Here is a 24,081-nt window from a genome sequence, read left to right on the forward strand (position 1 = left end):
ATGGCTGGCGTGCAAGACCAAACCCCGGGGGCGAACCGCGATCCGCTCGACGGGTGGAGCCTGCCCGCGTGGACTTATTCCGACCCCGAGTTCTTCGCGCTCGAGAAGGAGCGCGTGTTCGCCCCGTCGTGGCAGGTCGTATGCCACGAAAGCGACATTCCCAATGCCGGCGACTGGCGTTCGATCGAGATCGTCGGCGAAAGCGTGATCGTCGTGCGCCAGAAAGACGGCAGCTTGCGCGCCTTCGCCAACGTCTGTCGCCATCGCGGCTCACGGATCCTCGATGGCGACGGCGGCTGCGCGAAGAAGCTCGTGTGCCCCTACCACGCGTGGACCTACGAGCTTGACGGGCGGCTCACCGGCGTGCCCGATGCGGCGAGCTATGACGCGCTCGACCAGGCACAACACGGTCTCGCGCCAGTTGCACTCGATGTATGGCACGGGTTCGCGTTCGTGCGGCTGGTCGACGACGGACCTTCGGTCGCCGCGATGATGGCACCCTACGAGGAAATGGTCGCGCCCTATCGTTTCAGCGAGCTGCGCGCGCTCGGGCGGGTGACGCTGCGCCCGCGCCCGGTCAACTGGAAGAACATCGGCGACAACTACTCGGACGGACTGCATATCCAGGTGGCGCACCCCGGGCTCACCCGGCTGTTCGGCAAGAGCTACGGGGTAGAAGCCGAGCCCTATGTCGATCGGATGTGGGGCAACATGCAAGACCGCCCCTCGACCAATCGGTCAGAGCGCGCTTACCAGCAAATGTTGCCTGAATTGCCGCACCTGCCGCCGCAGAGCCAGCGCCAGTGGCTCTATTTCAAGCTGTGGCCCAACGTCGCGTTCGACATCTATCCCGACCAGGTCGATTTCATGCAATGGCTGCCACTGAGCCCGACCACCAGCGTGATCCGCGAAATCAGCTATGCCCTGCCCGACGATCGCCGGGAGATGCGCGCAGCGCGCTACCTTAACTGGCGGATCAACCGGCAGGTCAATGCCGAAGACACTGCGCTGATCGCGCGGGTCCAGCAGGGTATGGGTTCGCGCAGCTTTTCCGTCGGGCCGCTGTCCGACAAGGAAGTGTGCCTCAGGCACTTTTGCCACCGGATGCGCGAACTGATCCCGGCGGCGCGAGAGGAAACCGCACCCGGGTCCGGATGGAGCCAACGCGCGGGCTAAGTGCAATCAGCCCGTTCGCCACCGCGCGACAAAGAATCCGTCGAGACCACCTGCATCGCTGAGCATTCCCGGATCGGTGCGAAGCCAGCCTTCCGAGGTCGGCGCGAGGCCTGCCGGGAGTTCGTTCGCAAGGATCGGAACCGGTTCCAGCGCAACGTTCGCCGCTTGCTGCTCGCCTTCCTCGGGTTCGAGCGAGCAGGTCGCATAGACCAGCCTCCCGCCCGGGGCGAGCCAGCCGATGGCGCGCTCAAGCAAAGCGGCCTGCAACTCTGCCATCTCGGCAATCTGCGGGGCATGAATGCGGTGGATCACGTCGGGGTGGCGGCGGCAAGTGCCGGTGGCGGTGCACGGTGCGTCGAGCAGGATCGCCTCGTATGTCCGGCCCGGCTCCCACGTCAGCGCGTCGGCAGCGACGACTTCGGCGGTGAGCCCCGTGCGGTCGAGGTTCTCGACCAGCCGGTCGAGCCGCTTGGCGCTCTTGTCGATGCTAGTGACCCGCCACCCAGCTGCCGCCAGCTGGAGCGTCTTGCCCCCCGGCGCGGCGCACAGATCGAGCACGCTGCGGCCCTCTCCATGGCCGAGCAGGCGTGCGGGCAGCGACGCGGCGAAGTCCTGCACCCACCACGCGCCTTGCTCGAAACCGGGCAGCCGCTCGACCGCGCTGCCGCGTGCGAGGCGAACATGGCCGGGGGCGAGCGAAGTGCCGCCCAGTTCGACAGTCCAATGCTCGGTCTCGCTCCAATCGCGCAGTGCAAGGTCGAGCGGAGGCGGGGTAGCGAGTGCAGCAGCGATCCAGGCGGCTCGGCCGCCCCATCGCGCGGCAACTTCGGCGGGCAGGGTCGGCACGGCAGGCAAGGCCGCTTTCTGCTTCACCAGCGCAGAAAACACCCCGTGGGCCAGCCGCCGCGGTCCGCCGCTCAGCAATTCGAGCCCGGTGGCAATGACTGCGTGCGGCGGGGTCTCCAGCCGCAGCCACTGCGCCAGCATCATCCGCAGCACCGTGCGCGGTTTGGCGTCATCGGGTAGCCGCTGTTTCGTCGCACCGTCGATCATCGCATCGAGATCGAGCATCCAGCGCAAGCTCTCGCCGGCAATCGCCCGGGCGAACGCGCGGTCGCTCGGGGTCAGGCCCTTCGCTGCCGAGCGTTCGGCCAGGTCGAGCGTCTCGCCCCGGCGCAGCACTGCGTCGAGCATCCGGAGCGCGGCAGTGCGCGCAGGCAATCCCTGGACCTTGGCCATCGCAGCGCCCCTATCCGCGATTGCATCCGCTGGCCAGCGGGTCCATCTTGGACCCATGGCGAAGAAACCGACCAAGCGGCCCGAAAAATTCGTGAAGCCCGCGCACTGGACTGACGCGCCGCCGCCCAAGCCCAGGGCGGTCAAGGATGACGAACAGCTCAGCCCCACCCGCTATGGCGACTGGGTGAAGGACGGCATCGCGATCGATTTTTGAGGAGGGGTGGGGGTCTGCATCAAGGCCCCGGTTGGCAGCAGGCCAACCGCAAGGCCGAACGGCCGCCCGCAGGTGCCCCGCAGCGCAGAGGAGGGAACAGCACCGAGGATGCCCACCCGGATGGGTGGGCGGATATCAGAGAGCTTTGAATTCCACGTTCAATCCGTCCTTGGGCTTGGGGATCGGCCAGGCCTGCCAGTCGGGCGTGTACCCCTCGGCGATCTCGATGCGGTAGCGCTGGAGCAGCTGCGCCATCAGGATTTTCACTTGCATGTCGGCAAAGTGCAGCCCGAGGCACATGTGCGCGCCGCCGCCGAAAGGAACCCACGCGTACTTGTGGCGCGCCTTCTCCGCCTCGCGAGTGAAGCGCATCGGGTCGAACTTCTCCGGATCGTCCCAGTGCTCGGGCGAGTGGTGGACGAAATGGGTGTTGATCGACACCCCGGCGCCGGCGGGAATGGTATAGCCGCCAAACTCGAACGAACGCAGCGCGCGGCGCGGCGTGCTCGGCACCGGCGGGACGATCCGCAGCGCCTCCTTGAACGCCATTTCGGTGAGTTCCATCTTGCCGAGGTCGTCGTAGTCGAGCGGGCGCGGGTTGCCCTGCGCATCGGGTCCGCCGGTGACCGCAATCGCTTCCTGACGCAGCTTTTCCTGCCACTCGGGGTGCTTGGCGAGCAGCCAGATCAGCGTTGTCGCGCTCGAAGTAATGGTGTCGTGCGCGGCCATCATCAGGAAGTTCATGTGATCGACCACTTCGTCGACCGGCAACAGGCTGCCATCCTCGCGGGTCGCGGTGGCGAACTGGCTGAACATGTCCTGCCCGCCGCCTTCCTTGCGCCGCCGCTCGGTCTCCGCAGTGAAGTAGTCGACCAGGAACTTCCGCCCGTCGACCCCGCGCTTCATCATCGTGAAAGGCAGCGGAGAGCGCACCGGCGCGACCGAGGCCTGCACCATATCGACGAACGCAGCGTTGATCTTGTCGGCCTCGGGCCCCCACGGAATGCCGATGAAACTGTCCGCCGCAAGGTCGAGCGTGAGCGCCTTGATAGCCGGGTAGAATTTCATCGGACCGGCCCAGCGCTTCACCGTCTCGGCAATCCCGCGATTGAGCGATCCGGCATAGTGGCGCATCGGTTCGGGCTTGAAGGCAATCGACAGCGCGCGGCGATCGGCGCGGTGATGGTCGAAATCCATCAGCATCAGCCCGCGCGGGAACAACTGGTCGAGTATCGGGCCCCAGCCCTGCTCGGACGAGAACAGCTTCTCGCGGTCAAACAATACCAGCTCGTTGGCGTCAGCACCAACCAGCATCACCGCCCAGCCGCCAAACGCGCGGTTCTTGTAGACGGGCCCGTATTGCTCGACCATCGCGGTGTTGAACGCGTGCGGATCGGCCAGCATCTTGAAAGTGTTGCCGACCACCGGCCAGCCGCCGTCACCGGGAATATGCGCGAGATCGGCTTCGGTCAGTCGGTCTTCTGTCCAGTGCGTGGGCGTATGCGGCGTAGCCTCGGTAGCAGGCGGCGGGGCGGCGAGGGTGGCCATCGAATCCTTCTCCTTACTTACCGTAATGTAAGTAATTTGCGGGCCTAAATCCAGCCCGCCAATTCGCGCCTTACCAACGCTTCGAGCATGTCCATCCCCGGATCGCCCGCGTTGAGGCAGGACAGCGCAGCAAATTGCTCGCCGCCCGCTCGCTCGAATTGCTCACGGCCGCGGATCGCCAGTTCCTCGAGCGTTTCGAGGCAATCGGCAGAAAATCCCGGTGCCGCAATCGCGAGGCGCTTGGTGCCAGCCTTCGCTTCGGCTTCGAGCACCGCATCGGTCGCCGGCTCAAGCCACTTGGCACGGCCAAACCGGCTCTGGAACGTCGTGACGCAGCGCAGGCCCGGCCGGGCGAGCGCCTGCTCGAGCAGCCGCGCGGTTTTCTGGCACTGGCAATGGTAGGGATCGCCCAACTCAAGCGTGCGCGCGGGCATCCCGTGGAAACTCAGCAGTATCACTTCCGGCGCGAAATCCAGCGCATCGAGCTGCCTACCCAGATCCTTCACGAGCGCGTCGATGTAGAGCGGGTCGTCGTGATAGGCTGGCAAGGTCCGCAGCGCAGGTTGCCAACGCATTTTCCCCAGCGTTTCCGCAGCCTTGTCCACAACCGTCGCGGTCGTCGCGCCGCAGTATTGCGGATAGAGCGGCGCGAGCAGGATCCGTTCGCACCCGGCATCCTTGAGCCGGGCCATCTCTGCCTCGATCGAGGGATTGCCATAACGCATCGCCCAGCCGACCTGCACGCTATCGCCCAGCCGCGCCTGAAGTGCCGCAGCCTGGTCCGCTGTAATCACCGCCAGCGGCGAGCCGCGCTCGGTCCATACCTGGCGATAGGCGTGTGCGCTCTTCTTCGGGCGGGTGTTGAGGATGATCCCGCGCAAGATCGGTTGCCAGGCGATCGGAGGAATCTCGACCACGCGGCGATCGGACAGGAATTCGGCAAGGTAGCGTTTGACCGACTTGGGATCGGGCGCGTCGGGCGTGCCGAGATTGACCAGCAAGACACCGATACCGCCGGTCTTTACCGGCGGATGGTCGGGCGGGGGCGAAGGCGGGTTGATCATCATATCCCGTCGGAGATGAGGGGCAGGCGGCGCAGGCGCAACCCCGTCGCCGACTGCAGGGCGTTGGCGATCGCCGGAGCGGCCACGGCGACCCCGATCTCGCCGGGATCTGCCGGCAGCCCGTCAGCAGGAACGAACTCGACATCGACTTCGGGCGCGTCGACCAGCATCGGCAGTGACAGGTCGGCCAGCCGTCCGCTGACGGGCGCGCCGTTCTGGTAAGTGAAAGCGGCACCCGTCGCAGTGCCCAACCCGAACAGCAAGCCGCCTTCTATCTGTTGGCGCGCAATGTCGAGATTGACGATGCGGCCGAGGTCGACCGCTGCGGAAAGCTTGCTGACCTTCACTCCTCCGCCGCCTGCGCGCGCGGTGGCAACACAGGCGATCCGTGCGGTCGCTTCATCGTCCTTTCCGCTGCCGATGCGCCAGCAGGCGATGCCCTGCCCGCTCTCGTTAGCCCCGCCATCCCACTGCGCCATTCGTGCCGCGCGCTGGAGGCATTCCGCGAGACGCGGATCGTCGCCCAGCAACTCCATCCGGTAGGATAAGGGTTCGCGCGCGACGCGCTTGGCAAGCTCGTCCATGAAGCATTCGACCGCGAAGGCGAGATAGGCGTGGGCATTGCCGCGCATCCGCCCGCTTGGCAGGCCGACGTTCACCGGCACGTGGTCGATCGCGATATCGGGGATCGAATAGGGGACCAGCGCGCCTTCGAACGCCAGCGGGTCGGCGGTGGCATCGGTTACCCTCAGAGCCGCTTCGGCAGTGCGGTTGTCGAACAGTCGCTTGCCGAACTCGCGCACGGTCGCGGGCATCGCCACGCGCAGCCGCAAGCCTTGGGCGGAACCGTCTTCTTTCGCCGTCCAGCCGCTCGCGAGGCACGCCAGTGGCGCGCGTGGACGCCCGGCAACACCTTCTTGTCGCCGCGACCAGATCAGCTGGACCGGGCGACCGGCCGCTTGTGCCAACACCGCCGCTTCGATCGCCTGGTCGTGCTCCAAGCGGCGGTCGAAGCTGCCGCCGGCACCCATCGGGTAAACCACCACGTCGCGTTCGCTCAGGCCGACCGCTTTCGCCGCCGCGTGCCGCGCATGCTCGGGTGCCTGCGTCGCGAGCCACAGTTCAAGCTGCCCGTCCTCGAGCCGCGCGGTGGCACTTGCGGTTTCCAGCGTCGCCTGCGTCTGCGGCACGATGTCATAGCGATAGGTGCATGACGGGTCGCCGAGATGGTCGTCGCCATCGCCGCGCGTGAAGATTCGAACCGCCTCGCCCTTGGTCACCGCTTCTTCAAGCCGTTCGTCGATCGAATCGCTGCTTGGCCCACCGGACACTTTGAAGCGCGGCTTCATCAGCGTGAGCGCACGCTCTGCGGCCCACCACGTCTCGGCGAGCACCGCAACCCAGCTCGGATTCTGCACGACCTTGACGAGGCCTCGCACTTTGCGGGCTGCGTCCTTGTCGAACCCGGACAGCGTGGCATCGCCAGCCGGGGCGTGGCGGATTGCAGCGTAGACCATGTCCGGCAGGCGGATATCGCCGGCGAACAGGTAACTGCCATCGACCTTTGCCGGCAAGTCGAGCCGGGGATAGGGGATCGGCTGGTCCTGGTCCGCAGGGCCGGGCGCTTCGGCATAGGGCTGCGCACTGACAGGCGGCGGATCGGGCGGCGATTGGCGTGCAGCATCGGCGGCTAGTGCGGCGAACGACAAGTGCTTGCCGGCGTGGATTATGAACCCGTCGCGCGCCTCGCATTCCTCCCACGCGACGCCCCACCGCTCCGCCGCGACCATTGCCAGCATGGCTCGGGCAGAGGCGGCGGCATTACGCGCGGGACCTTCGAATGCCGCCAGCGAGAGCCCTTCGGCAGTGGCATTGAACGGTCCTTCCTGCGCGTAGCGGAGCGCCAGGACGCTGTCGGGCCGTTCGGCGAGACCGGGCATCACCGGCATCCACAGCGGTGCCCATTTCGCAGCCAGCGGCACGTTGGGATAGGCACCCGAGATCGGCGCTGGTTCGACTGCAACCTGCCGCCAGTCGGCACCGAGTTCGGCTGCGACCAGCTGCGGCAACAGGGTAGTAATGCCCTGTCCCATTTCGAGCTGCGGGACCGCCACGGTTACCACTCCGTCGCGCCCGATCTTGAGCCATGCGCCGAACGCCCATTCGTCACTCCCGGGCGAAAGCGGGGTCGAGAACTGGCGCGGCCACAAACCCCACGCGACGAGCAGTCCGCCCCCTGCGGCGGCACCTGCCAGCAATCCGCGGCGGGTGACCTGCATCGCTCAGCCCACCGCGACCGGCTGGCGCGCGTCGATCCATGCGCCGAGCTGCTGCGCGATAGCGGCGAAGGCCCCTGCTTGCGGCCCGTCAGCAGCTGCGGGCGGCTCTCCGCTGTCGCTGGCCATTCGGATTTCGCGCGCCAGAGGGATGCGGCCGAGGAACGCGATCCCTTCGGCCCTTGCTTCCTCCTCAACCCCGCCGACACCGAACGGATCGCTCGCTTCGCCGCAATGTGGGCAGACATACCCGGCCATGTTCTCGACCAGCCCGATCACCGGCACGCCGCCGGTTGCGAACAATTGCGCCGCGCGGCGCGCGTCGATCAGCGCGATATCCTGCGGCGTCGAGACGATCACCGCACCAGCGGGTTTGTGCTTTTGCAGCATGGTGATCTGCACGTCACCGGTACCAGGCGGCAGGTCCATCAGCAGCACCTCGACACCCGACCAGTCCGCCTCCATCAACTGGACCAGCGCGCCGCCCGCCATCGGCCCGCGCCATGCGACTGCACGGCCCGGTTCGACCAGGTGACCGATCGAGAGCATCTTTACCCCGAACTTGCTGTCGATCGGGATCAGTTGCTTGTCGCGCGCCTGCGGGCGCTGCCCCGCCGTGCCGAGCATCGTCGGCTGGCTCGGTCCATAGATATCGGCGTCGACCAGCCCGACCTTGCGTCCGGCCCGCGCCAGCGCAACCGCAAGATTGGCGGTCAAAGTCGACTTGCCGACACCGCCCTTGCCCGAGCCGATGGCGATGACGACCGGTCCCGCTGGCGGCTCCGGCCGATCGGCCATCAGCGCCACGCGGACATCCTTCACGCCATTGGCCTGCGACAGCACATCCTTGGCCGCGCGCTCGAGGTCGGCACATTCGCCCGCGCTCAGGCCCTCGGCATCGAGAACGCCCGTCGCAGTGCCATCGCGCAATGACAACGACCGCACCCGGTCGGCAATCGAAGCGGGAAGGAGGCGCTTGAGCGTGTCTTCGTCCATCTAGGCAATCCACTAGCAGCAAAATCGCAGCCGCCACCCCTGTTTTTCCCGCGATCCCCACCTATAAGAGAAGGCATGAAGATCACGGATGGGTTGGGACACATTTCAAACTGGGCTGCACACGGGCTGGCAATGGCCGGCAAGGGCAATCCCTGGGGCGGCACGTCTGGCGGCAGCGGAGATGGCTCCGATGACGGCAATGATAGCGGCGATGATAGTGGCGACGGCACGGACGGAGAAACTCCTGCCGACAAGCCGCGCGGCCCGCGCAACCCGTGGCTGCCAGGCGGCGGCGAGCCGCGCCGATCGGCTGGCATAGAAGACATCTTCCGCCATCGCGGCCCCGAGGGCCCGCGCCGCGGTGGTGGCGGCCCCGGCTTCCGCTTGCCCGATGCTCCGGGTGGCCGCAGCTGGTTCCCGCTCGCGGTACTGGCGATCATCGCCGTGTGGCTGGGCTTTTCGATGTTCCACCAGGTCGGCCCGAAGGAAGAAGGGATCGTCACCACGTTCGGCAAGTATAGCCGCACGCTGCAATCGGGCCTGAACTTCACTGCGCCGTGGCCATTCCAGGAAGTCTATGTCCAGAACGTCAGCGAAATCCGCATCGACAACATCCCCGAAGGAACCGGCCAGAAACTGATGCTGACTGGCGACCAGAACTTGGTCGACCTGAGCTATATCGTGCGCTGGAACATCAAGAACCTCGCGCAATACCGCTTCCAGCTCGACGATCCGGCGCAGACCGTGCGCGAAACTGCCGAGGCTGCGATGCGTGCTTCGGTCGGCGAACGCAAGCTCAACGATGTGGTTTCGGGCGCGGGCCGGGCGGATATCGAACAGGCCGTTAAGACCCGGATGCAGGACATCCTCAACTCCTACCGGGCGGGAGTGACGATCCAGGGCGTCGAAATCCGCAAGACCGACCCGCCCAAGGAAGTGGAGGATGCGTTCAAGAACGTGACCGCCGCGCAGCAGACGGCAGAAAGTTACGTCAACCAGGCCGAAGCGACCGCGCAGCAGGTGCTCGCACGCGCGCAGGGTGACGCGGTGGCGTTCGACAAGGTCTACGCACAGTACAAGCTTGCCCCCGAAGTCACCCGGCGCAGGATGTACTACGAAACAATGGAGCGCGTGTTGCGCGAAACCGACAAGACAATCGTCGCGGCTCCCAACGTGACGACTTATCTGCCGCTGCCCGAAATGCAGCGCGGTGCGAAGCAACAGGCGAGCACCCCGCCCGCCTCCGGCGACCAGCAGGCGGGAGGCCAGTGATGGAACAGATCTGGCAAACACACAAAGCGTCGATCATCGCCGTCGGGGTAGCGATCCTGGCGCTTCTGATGTGCTTCACGGTCGTCCCCGAGACTGAAGAGGCGGTCATCGTGCGCGCCGGGCGACCCGATCCCCAGGTGGTCAACCTCTACAAGCCGGACCAGCCGCTCAGCCATCCCGGCGCGGGGATCGTGTTCCGCATCCCGTTCTACGAGCGGTTGGTGCGGATCGACCGGCGGATACTCAACGTCGACATGGAACCGCAAACCGTGCTGTCGACCGACCAGCTGCGGCTGAACGTCGATGCCTATGCCCGTTACCGGATCATCGACCCGGTCAAGATGGTCCAGACCGCCGGAACGCTCGACACCGTCGAAACCCAGCTCTCGGCGATTCTAAGCTCGGTGGTGCGGCAGGAACTCGGCCGCCGCAGCTTCGCGTCGCTGCTCACTGCCGAACGCGGCACGACGATGCTCAACATCCGCAGGAAGCTCGATACCCAGGCGCGCGAATACGGCGCCAAAGTGATCGACGTGCGGATCAAGCGCGCCGACCTGCCCGACGGCACGCCGCTGCAATCGGCGTTCGACCGGATGCGGACCGCACGCGACCAGGAAGCCAAGACTATCCTCGCGCAGGGCCAGAAGAACGCCCAGATCATCCGTGCCGACGCCGATGCCAAGGCTGCCAAGATCTACGCCGACGCGTTCAACAAGGATCCAAAGTTCTACGATTTCTACCGCGCGATGCAGAGCTACGACACGGTCTTTTCCAACGGTGCGGAAGGATCGTCCGCGATCATCCTGGGCCCGGACAACGAATATCTGAAGCAGTTTCGCGGAAAACCCTGACGACGAGCGCCGTGTTCAAACACGGTTAAGCCCCGTCGGCGTGAGTACGCGCGCGGGGACACCGCGGACCCATCCCGCCTTTCGGGCGTTCGGGTTCGCAACGGACAAGAAGAGGAAGCAAAGGACGTGAAGCGCGTGCGATATTCATACGGACTTACTTCGGCGCTGCTGGTCGGCGGTGCCGCGATCTCGCTCATCACCGGTTACCCCGCCGGGGCGCAGGTTGCCCAGAACGACGACAGCCAGATCGCCAAGGTGGTGCCCCGCGCGGGTGCGCCCTCCGGGTTCGCGGACCTGACGGCCCAGCTCCAGCCTGCAGTGGTCAACATCTCGACCCGCCAGCGGATCCAGGTGCAGTCGCAGAACCCCTTCGCGGGCACCCCGTTCGAAGGCCTGTTCGGCACCCCGAACGGCGGCGGCCAGCCGCAGACCCGCGAAGCGCAGTCGCTCGGTTCCGGGTTCATTATCTCGGCAGACGGCTACGTGGTCACCAACAACCACGTCATCAGCCCCGAAGGCAACGGCCAGGTCGAGGAGATCACCGTCACCACTCCTGACGGGACGGATTACCCGGCAACGATCGTCGGCAAGGACGATGCGTCGGACCTCGCGGTGCTCAAGATCAAGGGCGACAAGCCGTTTCCGTTCGTCAAGTTCGGCGATTCGGCGAAGGCACGCCCGGGCGACTGGGTGATCGCGATCGGCAATCCGTTCGGGCTCGGCGGCACAGTGACTGCGGGGATCGTTTCGGCGGTCTATCGCGCGACCGGCTCGGGTTCGCCCTACGACCGTTACATCCAGACCGACGCGAGCATCAATCGCGGCAACTCGGGTGGCCCGTTGTTCGACATGCAGGGTAACGTGATCGGCATCAACAACGCGATCCTTTCGCCGTCGGGCGGCAGCGTCGGCATCGGCCTCGCCATTCCAGCCGATACCGCCGCGCCGATCGTCAAGAAGCTGATTTCGGGCGAGAAGATCGAGCGCGGCTACCTCGGCGTCCAGATCCAGCCGGTCACAGGCGACCTCGCCGATTCGCTCGGCCTGCCGCAGAATCGCGGCGAATTCGTCCAGGCGGTCGAGCCGGGCCAGCCGGCGGACAAGGCCGGCATCAAGCCGGGCGACATCGTGACCAAGGTGGGCGGCAAGGACGTGACCAACGACCAGACGCTGTCGTTCCTGGTCGCCAACATCAAGCCGGGCACGTCGGTTCCGGTCGAACTCTACCGCCAGGGCCAGCACCGCACCGTCAATGTCACGGTCGGTACCCGCCCGAGCGAGAAGGAACTCGCCCAATCGCAAATGTTCAACGGCGATGATGGCGATACGAACGACAACTCGTCCGCCCCCGCAACCAGCGAGGTTGTGACCAAGCATCTCGGCGTCCAGGTGACCCCGATCACTGCACGCATTGCCTCGCAGCTGGGCGTATCGCCCGATACCAAGGGCGTGGTCGTGCTCAGCCTCGACCCGAGTTCCGATGCGGCCCAGAAGGGCTTGCAACGCGGCGACATCATCCTCTCGGCGAATTACAAAGATATCTCAAGCGTGGCGGACCTGGAAGCGGTGGTCAGCCAGGCGATGAAGGACAAGCGCGAATCCGTGCTGCTTCGCGTACAACGTCGCGGCCGTCCGGCAATGTATATCGCATTCCGCCTGCAATAGGCAGCGCGTCAACTCTCGAAGAGCCCCGCCCGCACACCCGTGCCGGCGGGGCTTTTCATTTGTCCGCTTGAAAACCCGGACTGCAAGTGCGGTGGTTAGCCGCCGGGCTGGACCGTAACGGCGCGTGGCCCGGTTTGCTGCAACGTCGTGCGCGGGGGCGGTGCGGGCGACGCGCCCGGTCCCTTGCCGATCGCCCGATCGAGGAAATCGTCGCTTGCGGCCTGGCCATTGTCACCCGACGGCGGGTTGGGCGAATTGCGCGACGGCGCAGACTGTGCACCCGGTTCGCTGCCCGGCGGGAATGCCATCTGGCCCGGGGTTTCGGGTTTGTTGGGCTGGATCAGGTTGCCCTGCTCGTCGGTGTAATAATAGTCGCCGGGATTGCCGTCGTAGTAGTGCTCGTCGTCCGGCTCCTGCTGCCACTCGGGCAATTTGAGCTCGGTCTTGAACTGCTCCACCGGGCGGTCCTTGACTGCATAGTTCATGTAGTCGGCGAACGCCTTCGCAGGGGCCGATCCGCCGTGCAGGCCGGGCACCGGCTTGGCATCGTCGCGCCCCATCCACACCCCGGTGGTGATCCCGCTCGAAAAGCCGAGGAACCAGCCATCCTTGTTGAGGCTCGTGGTGCCGGTCTTACCCGCAACTGGGCGGCCGATCTGCGCAGCACGCGCGGTCCCCGTGGCCACGGTCGTCTGCAGCATGTCGGTCATCCCGGCAGCGACGTAGTCGGGGATCAGCTGTCCGAAGCGGCCCGGCTGGTGCTGGAACAGGACATCGCCCTTGGTGTCGGTGACCTTGACGATGCCGTACGGCTGGATCGCGAACCCGCCGTCCGAAATCTCCGCGAACGCCTGGGTCAGCTGTATCACCCGCACTTCCGATGAACCCAGCACCATCGCCGGATAGGTCGAGATCGGGGTGGTAATTCCGAACCGCCGCGCGACCGAAGCCACCGTGCCGAAGCCGACTTCGTTGCCCAATTGCGCGGCAACGGTGTTTTTCGAATAGGCAAATGCATCGCGCACGCTCATTTCGCCGGCGTACGAACCGCCCGCGTTGTGCGGCGACCAGCCGTCGATCGTCACCGGCACGTCCTTGACCCGGTCGTCGGGCGTGTACCCGGCCTCGAGCGCAGCGATGTAGACGAACAGCTTCCACGCCGAACCGGGCTGGCGCATCGCCTCGGTCGCACGGTTGTAGTTGCTGGTGACGTAGTCGGTCCCGCCGACCATCGCGAGGATCGCGCCATCGCGATCGAGCGAGACGAGCGCACCTTGCGCGCCCTTCGGCGCATTGGCCTTGATCGCTTGTGCCGCGGCATTCTGCATCCCCGGATCGAGTGTGGTCCAGACCTCGAGTGGCTCGGTCGTGTCGGGTACCATCACTTCGAGCTGCGGCAGGACCCAGTCGGTGAAGTAACGCACCGAATTCTCGTTGCTGTCCTTCTTGAGCTTGACTGTCGCCGGGTTGACCGCCGCCTCGCTGGCACTGATCCGGCCCTGTTCGCGCATCAGCGCCAGTACGACATTGGCGCGTTTGACCGCTGCATCAACGTCGGCGGTGGGCGAGAACCGGCTGGGAGCCTTGACCAGTCCGGCGATAATCGCCGCTTCGCCGACCGACAGGTGCGTCGCCGGGTGGCTGAAGAACTTGCGGCTGGCGGAATCGATACCGTAGGCGCCGCCGCCGAAATAGACCTTGTTGAGATAGAGCGCGAGGATCTGTTGCTTGGAGAACTTCATCTCCAGTGCCATCGCCAGCACCGCCTCGCGCACCTTGCGATCGAACGAGCGGTTCGAATTGAGGAACAGGTTGCGCGCAAGCTGCTGGGTGATCGTAGAGGTCGCCTGGATCCGCTTGTCGCCAGTCATCCACACGTAGATTGCACGCACCAGTCCGATCGGATCGACCCCGAAGTGCGAATAGAACCGCCGGTCCTCGACCGAGACCATCGCGTCCTTCATCACTTGCGGGATCTGGTCGGAGTTGAGCCACTGGCCATAGCTCGGCCCGAGTTCGATCAGCTCGCTACCGTCGCGGGCACGCACGACCACGGTCTGCCCCGGCTGGGTGGCTGCGAGCGAGTTGTAGCTGGGCAAGGACCGTTCGGCGAACACCACTGCCGCGCCCAGGAACAGCGCACCGATCAGCGCCAGCGCGCCGCCCCATATGACTAGCCGACGCAGCCACAGCCGCCAGCCGCTGCGGACACGCGCGCGCTTGCTTTGCTGGCTGCGTTGCTGATTCGCCGCCGCTGTGCGCCGGCTTCCCCGTTTCGCCATCTACTTACCTGGGACCCTCACCACCATTTGCAGAACCGTTGCATAGGCGAGTTGTAACCCGGCGTGAACGGGCACGGATTGACCGGCCAAGTTTCACGCATCGACCTTGGCGTAGTGCGATGGCGGCTGGATCACGTCCATCCGTTCGCTCAGCAGCGGGCGGAAGCTCGGCCGGCTCTTGAACACGGCATACCAGCTGCGCGCCTGGTCGTGACCCGCCCAATCGATCCCGCCGAGATAATCGGCGACGGAAACCTGCGCCGCCGCCGCGAGGTCAGCCAGGCTCATCGTCGGTCCGGCGAGCCAGGCACGGGTATCGACCAGCCAGTCGATATAATCGAGATGGCCGTGCGCGGCCTTCATCGCATCGCGCAGGATGCGCGAATCCGGAGGCTGTCGATGGACGATCCGCTTGAGCATCCGCTCGTGTAGCAACGGCCCAGTGACGTCGGCGTAAAAGTTCTCGTCGAACAGCGCGACCAGCCGGCGGATTTCCGCCCGGCCGGTGGCGGTGCCGTTGATCATCGGCGCCTTGTCGACCGTCTCCTCGAAATATTCGCAGATCGCCCGGCTATCGGCGATGACGATCTTCTTCTCGGGCTGCTCGATTACCGGTGTGCGCCCGGCAGCGTTGAGCTTCCAGAATTCGTCGCTCGCGTCCCACGGGTTCTCCCGCCACAATTCGTAGCCCACGCCCTTCTCGCTCAGCAACAGGCGGACCTTGCGGCTGAACGGGCACAAGGGGAATTGATAGAGGCGCCACATGCCGTCCGCTCATGCACCAGCGGCGCGCGAGCGTCCACCTGCAGCGAGTTGCCAGCACACGAAATTGTGGGTGATGCTGGCGCTCAACGGCACATCATAGGCCCGAGGCCTTGAGCAGGTCGAGGCACGGCGGCACGACCGTAGCGAAATCGGGGTCCTCGACGAGCTTCTGCGCCTGGGCCTTCATTAGCGCGGCGACCTGCTCCTGCGTCATGCCGGTCTCGTCCATCAGCTGGGCGGAGACTCGCACAAAGAAGTCCTTCCCGCGCTTGGCCATCGGCGGCCACTTCTTGCCGCCACCCGCGTTCTGGATTCCGGCGACGATCGCAAGTGCGGCAGAGCAGCGCACCGCCTCCTGCTGCTGCGGATTGAGTTGGACCGCCGGGGGTGGTGCCGATTCCTGTGCCATTGCCGGGGAAGCGAGGAACGAGACGGCAGCGAAAACGGTTGCGAGAATACGGGTCATGGCAAGCGTTCGTATTGCATTGTCTATGAACGTCAGCCGACTCCGCGCGCTAACGATCGAGACAACCGTTGCAATCGCCTGCACGAGACCCCATCGAAATGCCAACCCCGAATTGACCCGAACAGAGGATCCCCCATGACCGACTATCCTGCGCTCCACCTGTTGATCGGCGGCGAGAAGCTCTCGGGCGGTGGCCGCGACGCAATCGACGTGCTTGGCCCGGCCACCGGCGAGACCATCGGTACGCTGTCGAGCGCGACCACCGCCGATCTCGATGCCGCGCTCGACAACGCCGCGAAAGGCTTCCGCACCTGGCGCTCGACCCCGGCAGACAAGCGCGCGGCAATCCTGATGAAGGCAGCAGCCTTGATCAAGGAGCGCGCGGGCGAGATCGCGGTTGCGCTCACGCTCGAACAGGGCAAGCCACTCGCCGAAGCGAAGGGCGAAATAATCTATTCGGCGATGCTGCTCGAATTCTATGCCGGCGAGGTCAAGCGGACCTACGGTCGCACGATGGTCCGGCCCGAAGGCCAGCGGGTCGAGGTGCAGTACCACCCGATCGGCCCGGTCGCAGGCTTTTCCGCGTGGAACTTCCCCGCGCTCAACGTGATGCGCAAGATTGGCGGCGCGCTCGCGGCGGGCTGCTCGACAATCGTCAAGCCTTCCGAAGAGACGCCGGCCACCGGGATCGCGCTGGTCCAGGCACTGATCGACGCCGGCGTTCCTGGCGAAGCGGTGCAGTGCGTCTTCGGGGTGCCCGATACCGTCAGCCGCCACTTGCTTGGCTCGTCAATCATTCGCAAGCTGACCTTCACCGGTTCGACCGCGGTCGGCAAGCACCTCGCGCGGCTCGCGGCGGACGATCTCAAGGTGGCGACATTGGAGCTTGGCGGTCACGGGCCGGTGCTGGTGTTCGACGACGTCGATATCGACAAGACGCTCGATACGATGGTCGCCGCAAAGTACCGCAACGCCGGGCAGGTCTGCGTCAGCCCCACGCGGTTCCTTGTCCAGGAAGCGAGCTATGACAAGTTCCTCAGCGGTTTCATCGAGCGCGCAAAGGCGATCAAGGTCGGCAACGGGATGGATGCCGAAACGCAGATGGGCCCGATGGCAAGCGAACGGGGCCCCGACGGGATCGCTGCCAAGATCGCCGATGCGGTCGATCGCGGAGCGAAGCTCGGCGCCGGCGGCGAGAGGATCGGCAACCAGGGCTATTTCTATCAGCCCTCGGTGCTCTCCGAAGTGCCGACCGACGCCGTGATCATGAACGAGGAGCCGTTCGGTCCGATCGCCCTCATCAACCCGATGAAAGGCGAAGAGGACATGATCGCCGAGGCCAACCGCCTGCCCTACGGCCTTGCCGCATATGTCTGGACCAACGATCCCAAGCGGCGCCGCCACCTGACCGCCGAAATCGAGGCGGGAATGGTCGGGATCAACTCCGCGGTCGTAAGCACCGCCGATGCGCCGTTCGGCGGGGTCAAATGGTCGGGCTATGGCAGCGAGGACGGACGCGAAGGCGTGATGGCGTGCATGGTGCCCAAGACCGTCCACGAAAGCTGACGCCCGCTCGTCCATTCCGCTTGCGCCGCCTGAAACCGCGCGCCATCGTGCGCCCGACTCGCCAGGAGAAATGTCCGCCATGAAGACCCGCGCCGCCGTCGCCTTCGCTCCCAAGCAACCGCTCGAAATCGTCGAGCTCGACCTCGAGGGACCGAAGGATGGCGAAGTGCTGGTCGAGATCATGGCGACGGGCATCTGCCATACCGATGCCTACACATTGGACGGGTTCGATTCCGAGGGCATCTTCCCTTCGATCCTCGGCCACGAAGGGGCAGGGATCGTGCGCGAAGTGGGCGCGGGCGTTACCAGCGTAAAGCCGGGCGATCACGTGATCCCGCTCTACACCCCCGAGTGCCGCCAGTGCAAAATGTGCCTTTCCGGCAAGACCAACCTGTGCAGCGCGATCCGCGAAACGCAAGGCAAGGGGCTGATGCCCGACGGTACTTCGCGCTTCTCTTACAAAGGCGAGGCGATCTATCACTACATGGGCTGTTCGACGTTCTCGAACTTCACCGTGCTGCCCGAAATCGCCGTCGCCAAGATCCGTGATGACGCCCCGTTCGAGACCAGCTGTTACATCGGCTGCGGGGTCACCACCGGGGTCGGCGCGGTGGTTAACACCGCCAAGGTCAAGCCAGGCGATAATGTAGTGGTGTTCGGGCTCGGCGGGATCGGCCTCAACGTGATCCAGGGCGCGAAAATGGCTGGGGCCGACCGGATCGTCGGGGTCGACATCAACAATTCGAAGAAGGACTGGGGCGAGAAGTTCGGGATGACCGACTTCGTCAACCCAATGGAGACAAAAGACGTCGTCGCAAGCCTTGTCGAAATGCTCGATGGCGGTGCCGATTACAGCTTCGATTGCACCGGCAACACCGACGTGATGCGCCAGGCGCTCGAATGCTGCCACAAGGGCTGGGGCACCAGCGTGATCATCGGCGTGGCCGAAGCGGGCAAGGAGATTTCCACCCGTCCGTTCCAGCTGGTCACCGGGCGCAACTGGCGCGGCACCGCGTTCGGCGGCGCCAAGGGGCGCACCGATGTGCCCAAGATCGTCGACTGGTATATGTCAGGCAAGATCCAGATCGACCCGATGATCACCCATGTCCTGACACTTGAAGAGATCAACAAGGGGTTCGACCTGATGCACGCAGGCGAATCCATCCGTTCCGTGGTCGTGTACTGAAAAGAGAGGAATATCGTTAATGTACAGTCACATGATGGTCGGGTCGAACGACCTCGACCGATCCAAGAAGTTCTATGATGCCGTGTTCACCGCGATGGGCGGACGCGAAGGCATGGTCGATCCCAAGGGGCGGCTGGTCTACCTACATAACGGCGGTGTGTTTCTCGTCACCAAGCCGATCGACGGCGAGCCTGCAACATACGGCAACGGCTGCACTATCGGCTTTGCAATGACCCCCGAACAGGGCGATGCATGGCACGCAGCAGGCGTCGCCAATGGCGGCACCGCGATCGAAGACCCGCCGGGCGAACGCCCGGGCTCGGGAATGTATCTCGCTTACCTGCGCGACCCCGACGGCAACAAGCTCTGCGCGCTGCACCGCCTGGGCTGATGAATGCGCGACTGACCGCCAGCAGGACATATTGCCGGGGAGCCAACACATGATCCTCGGCGTGGTCCTCGCTGGCGGGCAGTCGACCCGCTTCGGCAGCGACAAGGCGCTCGCCGAAATCGACGGACGGACATTGCTTGACCTGGCGGTCGAGCGACTTTCGCGCTGGTGCGATCGCGTTGTCGTAGCGGGGCGCGAGGACGCCCCAGCACCCACCGTACCCGACTGGCCGCGCACTGGCATGGGGCCGCTGGGCGGATTGGCCGCCGCGCTGCACCTCGCCGCAAGCGAAGGCTATGAGACGGTCTTGAGCGTCGGTGTCGACAGCCTCGACCTGCCCGACGACTTGCCTCGACTTCTTTCGCCCGCCCCTGCAGTGCTGAGCGCCCAGCCGGTGGTGGGACTGTGGCCCGCCAATGCGGCACCAACGCTCGACACGATCCTGACAGGAAGCGGCAGCCACGCAATGAGGGCGCTCGCCGATGCACTCGGCGCAAGAGCGATCGAGCTCGTCGGCGAACCTGCCAACATCAATACCCCGGCAGACCTGGCCGAAGCGACCAAGCGCACATAACCGCTTGGTCGATATCGCAACAAAGACCCCGCCGGAAGCGCTCTGCTCCCGGCGGGGTCTTTGTTGGTCAGGCCTGCGAAGAACTCAGTCTTCGGCCTTGTCCTCGGTCTGCTCAAGGTAATCGCCCGCATCGGCGTCGGTGCCGTGGGTCTCGCCCTCGACCGCCGCTAAAGGCGCATCGCCCAAGTCGTCCATCGGATCGCGCTGCAGTTCCGCAGCGTGCTCTTCCTCGGCGGTGTTGGCGGCGATAATCGCTTCCTGCGCCTTCTTCCACTGCGCCCGCAGTGCGGCATCGCGACTGGAAGCGGTGACCCGCATGCGGTTCATGCCCGCACCCGTACCGGCCGGGATCAAGCGGCCGACGATCACGTTCTCCTTGAGGCCGATCAGCGAATCGCGCTTGCCTTCGACCGCCGCCTGCGTGAGCACGCGGGTGGTCTCCTGGAACGACGCGGCCGAGATGAACGAACGCGTCTGCAGGCTCGCCTTGGTGATCCCGAGCAGGATCGGCGTGCCGGTGGCGGGCTGCTTGCCCTTGCCGAGCTTGGCGTTGATCTCGTTCATTTCCTCGAGGTCGACCTGTTCGCCCGGCAGCAGCGTGGTGTCGCCACCGTCGGTAATCTCGACCTTTTGCAGCATCTGGCGAACGATCACCTCGATGTGCTTGTCGTTGATCTTCACGCCCTGCAACCGGTAGACTTCCTGGATCTCGTTCACGAGATACTCGGCCAGTGCCTCGACGCCCATGACCTCGAGGATGTCGTGGGGGTTCGGCGAGCCCGAGATGAGCGTGTCGCCCTTCTTCACGAAGTCGCCTTCCTGCACGTCGATCACCTTGGTCTTGGGGATCAGGTACTCGACGCTTTCACCTTCCTCGGGCACGATCGCGATCTTGCGCTTGGCCTTGTACTCGCGGACGAATTCGACCTTGCCGCTGATCTTGGCGATGACCGCATTGTCCTTCGGCATACGCGCTTCGAACAGCTCGGCCACCCGCGGAAGACCGCCGGTGATGTCGCGCGTCTTGGCCGCCTCGCGCGAAGCACGCGCAAGGATGTCACCGGCTTCGACGTGCTGGCCATCCTCGACCGACAGCGTGGTGCCCGGAGCCAGCATGTAACGCTGGGCTTCGGTTTCGCCATCGTCGGTCTGACCTTCGCCGAGCAAGGTCAGGCGCGGACGCAGGTCGTCCTTCTTCTTGCGGCCCGAGGTACGCAGCTCGGTCACGACGCGCTGGGCGATACCGGTGGTTTCGTCCACCCGCTCTTCCATCGTCTGTGTGTCGATTAGGTCCTGGTACTTCACGATGCCGCTGGTTTCGGTGATGATCGGCAGGGTGAACGGGTCCCACTCGGCCAGGCGATCGCCTTCCTTCACCTTGGCCCCATCCTTGAACATCAGGACGGTACCGTAAGGCACCTTGTGGATTTCGCGCTCGCGCCCTTCGGCGTCGATCACCGCCAGCTCGCCGTTGCGCGCCATCGACAGGATCTTGCCGCGCTTGTCGACGATCGTCGGCATGTCGCGGTATTCGACCTTGCCGTCGGAGATCGATTCGAGGTGGCTCGTTTCGTTGAGCTGCGCCGCGCCGCCGATGTGGAAGGTCCGCATCGTCAGCTGGGTGCCCGGCTCACCGATCGACTGCGCGGCGATCACGCCGACAGCCTCGCCGATGTTGACCGGCGTACCGCGTGCGAGGTCGCGACCATAGCAAGTCGCGCACACGCCCTGTTCGGCCTCGCAGATCAGCGGCGAACGGATCTTCGCAACCTGCACTTCGGCTTCCTCGATCGCCTTGACCATCGGCTCGTCGAGCAGCGTGCCTGCCTTGACGATGACTTCGCCGGTCTTGGCGTTGACGAGATCCTCGGCCACGGTGCGGCCAAGGATACGTTCGCCGAGCGATGCGATGACCGAACCGCCCTGCACGATCGCGCGCATTTCCAGCGCGTTGCTGGTCTTGCAGTCGTCCTCGACGATCACGCAGTCCTGCGACACATCGACCAGGCGGCGGGTCAGGTAACCCGAGTTTGCAGTCTTGAGCGCGGTGTCCGCGAGGCCCTTGCGGGCGCCGTGGGTCGAGTTGAAGTACTCAAGGACGGTCAGACCTTCCTTGAAGTTCGAGATGATCGGCTGCTCGATGATCTCACCCGACGGCTTGGCCATCAGGCCGCGCATCCCGGCGAGCTGCTTCATCTGCGCCGGCGAACCGCGCGCACCGGAGTGGCTCATCATGTAGATCGAGTTGATCTCCGCCTCGCGGCCGTCGTTGTCCTTCGGCCGGGCACGGATCTCGTCCATCATCGCGTCGGCCACCTGGTCGCCGCAACGGCTCCAGGCGTCGATCACCTTGTTGTACTTTTCCTGCTGGGTGATCAGGCCGTCCTGGTACTGCTGCTCGTAATCGGTGACGAGCGCCTTGGTCTGTTCGACCAGCTCGACTTTCGAGTCCGGGATGATCATGTCGTCCTTGCCGAACGAGATGCCCGCGCGGAACGCGTGGCGGAAGCCAAGGCTCATGATCGCGTCGGCGAACAGCACCGTGTCCTTCTGGCCGGTGTGGCGATAGACCTCGTCGATCACGTCGCCGATGTCCTTCTTGGTCAGCAGGCGGTTGATGACCTCGTAGGGCACCTTGTGGCTCTTCGGCAGGCATTCGCCGATGAGCATACGGCCCGGGGTAGTCTCGACCCGCTTCATGTACTCCTTGCCATCCTCGTCCGTCTGCGGAACGCGAGTGATGATCTTGGAGTGAAGCGTCACGCTCTTGGTGTGGAGCGCCTGGTGCACTTCGGCCATGTCGGCAAAGCGCGGTAGCTTCTCGATCTTCTCGCCGCCCTTTTCCTCGATGAACTCGGGGGTCTTCTCCTGCCGTTCCATCGACAGGTAGTAGAGACCCAGCACCATGTCCTGCGAAGGCACGATGATCGGCTTGCCGTTGGCGGGGCTGAGGATGTTGTTGGTGCTCATCATCAGCACGCGCGCTTCGAGCTGGGCTTCCAGCGACAGCGGCACGTGGACCGCCATCTGGTCACCGTCGAAGTCGGCGTTGAACGCCGAGCACACCAGCGGGTGTAGCTGGATCGCCTTGCCTTCGATCAGCACCGGCTCGAACGCCTGGATGCCCAAGCGGTGGAGCGTCGGCGCGCGGTTCAGCAGCACCGGGTGCTCGCGGATTACTTCATCCAGGATGTCCCAGACTTCCTTGCGCTCCTTCTCGACCCACTTCTTGGCCTGCTTGAGGGTCATCGACAGACCCTTGGCGTCGAGGCGCGCGTAGATGAACGGCTTGAACAGCTCGAGCGCCATCTTCTTCGGCAACCCGCACTGGTGCAGCTTGAGCTCCGGCCCGGTCACGATGACCGAACGGCCCGAGTAGTCGACGCGCTTGCCAAGCAGGTTCTGGCGGAAGCGACCCTGCTTGCCCTTGAGCATGTCGCTGAGCGACTTCAGCGGACGCTTGTTGGCACCGGTGATCACGCGGCCGCGGCGGCCGTTGTCGAACAGCGCATCGACCGCTTCCTGCAGCATGCGCTTTTCGTTGCGGACGATGATGTCCGGCGCGCGCAGCTCGATCAGGCGCTTCAGGCGATTGTTGCGGTTGATCACGCGGCGGTAGAGATCGTTTAGATCCGAGGTCGCGAACCGGCCGCCGTCGAGCGGGACCAGCGGGCGCAGTTCCGGCGGGATGACCGGGATCACCTCGAGGATCATCCATTCGGGGCGGTTGCCCGAATCGATGAAGCTTTCGACGACCTTGAGACGCTTGATGATCTTGGCAGGCTTGAGCTTGGACTTGGTGGTCGCCAGCTCTTCCATCAGGTCATCGCGTTCCTGCTCGAGGTCGAGGTCCATCAGCATGACCTTGACCGCTTCGGCACCGATCCCGGCGCTGAAGCTGTCCTCGCCGTATTCGTCCTGCGCTTCGAGCAGTTCGTCTTCGGTGAGCAGCTGGAACTTCTCGAGCGGGGTCAGGCCCGGCTCGGTGACGATGTAGCTCTCGAAGTAGAGCACGCGCTCGAGCTGCTTGAGCTGCATGTCGAGCAGCAGGCCGATGCGGCTCGGCAGCGACTTCAGGAACCAGATGTGCGCGACCGGCGCGGCGAGCTCGATGTGGCCCATGCGCTCACGCCGGACCTTGGTCACGGTCACCTCGACGCCGCACTTCTCGCAGACGACGCCCTTGTACTTCATGCGCTTGTACTTGCCGCACAGGCACTCGTAGTCCTTCACCGGACCGAAGATGCGCGCGCAGAACAGACCGTCACGTTCGGGCTTGAACGTGCGGTAGTTGATCGTCTCGGGCTTCTTGATCTCGCCGAACGACCAGCTGCGGATGCGCTCGGGCGAGGCGATGCCGATCTGGATCTGGTCGAACGTCTCGGGCTTGGCGAGCTGGTTGGTGAATTTGGTCAGTTCGTTCATTTTTCGGTCCCTCTGGGGGTGAAATTCGTACTTCGATCAGTTGCCGGTGGCTGGGAGTTGAACCCGCACCCCGTTTCCGGGGACCACTGGAGTGGTGCGTCTACCGTTCCGCCACACCGGCTCTG

Annotated in this window: 18 protein-coding genes and 1 tRNA gene; 9 read left to right on the forward strand and 10 right to left on the reverse strand. The window is 64.9% G+C overall.

The genetic code is table 11. The annotated features are described in order from the left end of the window. Window positions 1–9: 9 nt before the first annotated feature. Window positions 10–1,176, forward strand: coding sequence for an aromatic ring-hydroxylating oxygenase subunit alpha (locus tag CJO11_RS07090; protein ID WP_420823132.1), 1,167 nt, complete (start codon window positions 10–12; stop codon window positions 1,174–1,176). A 6-nt stretch (window positions 1,177–1,182) separates the two neighbouring features. Here CJO11_RS07090 and CJO11_RS07095 read toward each other — a convergent pair whose 3' ends face one another. Continuing rightward, entirely contained in the window at window positions 1,183–2,415 is a 1,233-nt protein-coding gene (locus CJO11_RS07095) for an RsmB/NOP family class I SAM-dependent RNA methyltransferase (protein ID WP_095012086.1), read from the reverse strand. 55 nt (window positions 2,416–2,470) lie between these two features. Between CJO11_RS07095 and CJO11_RS07100 the strand changes: the two genes are divergently transcribed. Further along, entirely contained in the window at window positions 2,471–2,629 is a 159-nt protein-coding gene (locus tag CJO11_RS07100) for a DUF1674 domain-containing protein (RefSeq protein WP_095012087.1), read from the forward strand. 135 nt (window positions 2,630–2,764) lie between these two features. Here the strand turns inward: CJO11_RS07100 and CJO11_RS07105 are convergent, their stop codons facing one another. The 4 genes from CJO11_RS07105 to CJO11_RS07120 are packed head-to-tail and all read right to left on the reverse strand — an operon-like array spanning window position 2,765 to window position 8,315. Beyond that, window positions 2,765–4,177 (reverse strand): cytochrome P450, encoded by a 1,413-nt coding sequence (locus CJO11_RS07105; RefSeq protein ID WP_095012088.1) that lies wholly within the window; start codon window positions 4,175–4,177, stop codon window positions 2,765–2,767. 44 nt (window positions 4,178–4,221) lie between these two features. Then, window positions 4,222–5,244 (reverse strand): ferrochelatase, encoded by a 1,023-nt coding sequence (gene hemH / locus CJO11_RS07110; RefSeq protein WP_095012089.1) that lies wholly within the window; start codon window positions 5,242–5,244, stop codon window positions 4,222–4,224. Beyond that, window positions 5,241–7,520: a xanthine dehydrogenase family protein molybdopterin-binding subunit gene (locus tag CJO11_RS07115; RefSeq protein ID WP_095012090.1), complete on the reverse strand. Its 2,280-nt coding sequence runs from the start codon at window positions 7,518–7,520 to the stop codon at window positions 5,241–5,243. Before CJO11_RS07115 ends, hemH begins: the two co-directional genes overlap by 4 nt. Window positions 7,521–7,523: 3 nt before the next feature. Next, on the reverse strand, window positions 7,524–8,315 hold the full coding sequence (locus CJO11_RS07120) for an Mrp/NBP35 family ATP-binding protein (RefSeq protein WP_240504601.1): 792 nt from the start codon (window positions 8,313–8,315) through the stop codon (window positions 7,524–7,526). Between the two features lie 273 nt (window positions 8,316–8,588). Between CJO11_RS07120 and hflK the strand changes: the two genes are divergently transcribed. From hflK to CJO11_RS07135, 3 genes are all read left to right on the forward strand, one after another. Beyond that, on the forward strand, window positions 8,589–9,785 hold the full coding sequence (gene hflK / locus CJO11_RS07125) for an FtsH protease activity modulator HflK (RefSeq protein ID WP_240504344.1): 1,197 nt from the start codon (window positions 8,589–8,591) through the stop codon (window positions 9,783–9,785). Next, complete coding sequence (gene hflC / locus CJO11_RS07130; protein ID WP_095012092.1) at window positions 9,785–10,636, forward strand: protease modulator HflC; 852 nt, start codon at window positions 9,785–9,787, stop codon at window positions 10,634–10,636. The genes hflK and hflC overlap by 1 nt, the downstream gene beginning before the upstream one ends. 135 nt (window positions 10,637–10,771) lie before the next feature. Continuing rightward, the gene (locus CJO11_RS07135) at window positions 10,772–12,301 is read left to right on the forward strand and encodes a Do family serine endopeptidase (RefSeq protein WP_205651123.1); all 1,530 of its coding nucleotides are present in this window, start codon (window positions 10,772–10,774) and stop codon (window positions 12,299–12,301) included. Between the two features lie 95 nt (window positions 12,302–12,396). Here CJO11_RS07135 and CJO11_RS07140 read toward each other — a convergent pair whose 3' ends face one another. The 3 genes from CJO11_RS07140 to CJO11_RS07150 form a co-directional block, all read right to left on the reverse strand. Beyond that, entirely contained in the window at window positions 12,397–14,583 is a 2,187-nt protein-coding gene (locus tag CJO11_RS07140) for a transglycosylase domain-containing protein (RefSeq protein WP_095012093.1), read from the reverse strand. Between the two features lie 93 nt (window positions 14,584–14,676). Further along, window positions 14,677–15,348, reverse strand: coding sequence for a glutathione S-transferase family protein (locus CJO11_RS07145; RefSeq protein WP_095012094.1), 672 nt, complete (start codon window positions 15,346–15,348; stop codon window positions 14,677–14,679). A gap of 94 nt (window positions 15,349–15,442) precedes the next feature. Next, window positions 15,443–15,814: a hypothetical protein gene (locus CJO11_RS07150; protein ID WP_095012095.1), complete on the reverse strand. Its 372-nt coding sequence runs from the start codon at window positions 15,812–15,814 to the stop codon at window positions 15,443–15,445. A 135-nt stretch (window positions 15,815–15,949) separates the two neighbouring features. On the opposite strand from CJO11_RS07150, the gene CJO11_RS07155 reads away from it, so the two are divergent. The 4 genes from CJO11_RS07155 to mobA all read left to right on the forward strand — a co-directional run bounded on the left by CJO11_RS07155 (window position 15,950) and on the right by mobA (window position 19,531). Further along, window positions 15,950–17,380: an NAD-dependent succinate-semialdehyde dehydrogenase gene (locus tag CJO11_RS07155; protein WP_095012096.1), complete on the forward strand. Its 1,431-nt coding sequence runs from the start codon at window positions 15,950–15,952 to the stop codon at window positions 17,378–17,380. A gap of 79 nt (window positions 17,381–17,459) precedes the next feature. Further along, window positions 17,460–18,566, forward strand: a complete 1,107-nt coding sequence (locus CJO11_RS07160; RefSeq protein WP_095012097.1) for an S-(hydroxymethyl)glutathione dehydrogenase/class III alcohol dehydrogenase — start codon at window positions 17,460–17,462, stop codon at window positions 18,564–18,566. A 19-nt stretch (window positions 18,567–18,585) separates the two neighbouring features. Then, entirely contained in the window at window positions 18,586–18,957 is a 372-nt protein-coding gene (locus CJO11_RS07165) for a VOC family protein (RefSeq protein WP_095012098.1), read from the forward strand. A 49-nt stretch (window positions 18,958–19,006) separates the two neighbouring features. Then, window positions 19,007–19,531, forward strand: coding sequence for a molybdenum cofactor guanylyltransferase (gene mobA, locus CJO11_RS07170; RefSeq protein ID WP_095012099.1), 525 nt, complete (start codon window positions 19,007–19,009; stop codon window positions 19,529–19,531). A gap of 84 nt (window positions 19,532–19,615) precedes the next feature. Here the strand turns inward: mobA and rpoC are convergent, their stop codons facing one another. Beyond that, complete coding sequence (gene rpoC, locus CJO11_RS07175; protein ID WP_095012100.1) at window positions 19,616–23,956, reverse strand: DNA-directed RNA polymerase subunit beta'; 4,341 nt, start codon at window positions 23,954–23,956, stop codon at window positions 19,616–19,618. Window positions 23,957–23,997: 41 nt separating this feature from the next. Beyond that, window positions 23,998–24,077: transfer RNA gene (locus CJO11_RS07180), tRNA-OTHER, on the reverse strand. Window positions 24,078–24,081 lie beyond the last annotated feature (4 nt).

Source organism: Tsuneonella mangrovi (assembly GCF_002269345.1).
Lineage (GTDB): Bacteria > Pseudomonadota > Alphaproteobacteria > Sphingomonadales > Sphingomonadaceae > Tsuneonella > Tsuneonella mangrovi.

Excerpts from the sequence above, each read along its gene's own strand:
- CJO11_RS07095 (WP_095012086.1), bottom strand. The coding sequence starts at position 2,415 with ATGGCCAAGGTCCAGGGATTGCCTGCGCGCACTGCCGCGCTCCGGATG.
- CJO11_RS07100 (WP_095012087.1), top strand. The coding sequence starts at position 2,471 with ATGGCGAAGAAACCGACCAAGCGGCCCGAAAAATTCGTGAAGCCCGCG.
- CJO11_RS07105 (WP_095012088.1), bottom strand. The coding sequence starts at position 4,177 with ATGGCCACCCTCGCCGCCCCGCCGCCTGCTACCGAGGCTACGCCGCAT.
- hemH (WP_095012089.1), bottom strand. The coding sequence starts at position 5,244 with ATGATGATCAACCCGCCTTCGCCCCCGCCCGACCATCCGCCGGTAAAG.
- CJO11_RS07115 (WP_095012090.1), bottom strand. The coding sequence starts at position 7,520 with ATGCAGGTCACCCGCCGCGGATTGCTGGCAGGTGCCGCCGCAGGGGGC.
- CJO11_RS07120 (WP_240504601.1), bottom strand. The coding sequence starts at position 8,315 with ATGGCCGATCGGCCGGAGCCGCCAGCGGGACCGGTCGTCATCGCCATC.
- hflK (WP_240504344.1), top strand. The coding sequence starts at position 8,589 with ATGAAGATCACGGATGGGTTGGGACACATTTCAAACTGGGCTGCACAC.
- hflC (WP_095012092.1), top strand. The coding sequence starts at position 9,785 with ATGGAACAGATCTGGCAAACACACAAAGCGTCGATCATCGCCGTCGGG.
- CJO11_RS07140 (WP_095012093.1), bottom strand. The coding sequence starts at position 14,583 with ATGGCGAAACGGGGAAGCCGGCGCACAGCGGCGGCGAATCAGCAACGC.
- CJO11_RS07145 (WP_095012094.1), bottom strand. The coding sequence starts at position 15,348 with ATGTGGCGCCTCTATCAATTCCCCTTGTGCCCGTTCAGCCGCAAGGTC.
- CJO11_RS07150 (WP_095012095.1), bottom strand. The coding sequence starts at position 15,814 with ATGACCCGTATTCTCGCAACCGTTTTCGCTGCCGTCTCGTTCCTCGCT.
- CJO11_RS07155 (WP_095012096.1), top strand. The coding sequence starts at position 15,950 with ATGACCGACTATCCTGCGCTCCACCTGTTGATCGGCGGCGAGAAGCTC.
- CJO11_RS07160 (WP_095012097.1), top strand. The coding sequence starts at position 17,460 with ATGAAGACCCGCGCCGCCGTCGCCTTCGCTCCCAAGCAACCGCTCGAA.
- CJO11_RS07165 (WP_095012098.1), top strand. The coding sequence starts at position 18,586 with ATGTACAGTCACATGATGGTCGGGTCGAACGACCTCGACCGATCCAAG.
- mobA (WP_095012099.1), top strand. The coding sequence starts at position 19,007 with ATGATCCTCGGCGTGGTCCTCGCTGGCGGGCAGTCGACCCGCTTCGGC.
- rpoC (WP_095012100.1), bottom strand. The coding sequence starts at position 23,956 with ATGAACGAACTGACCAAATTCACCAACCAGCTCGCCAAGCCCGAGACG.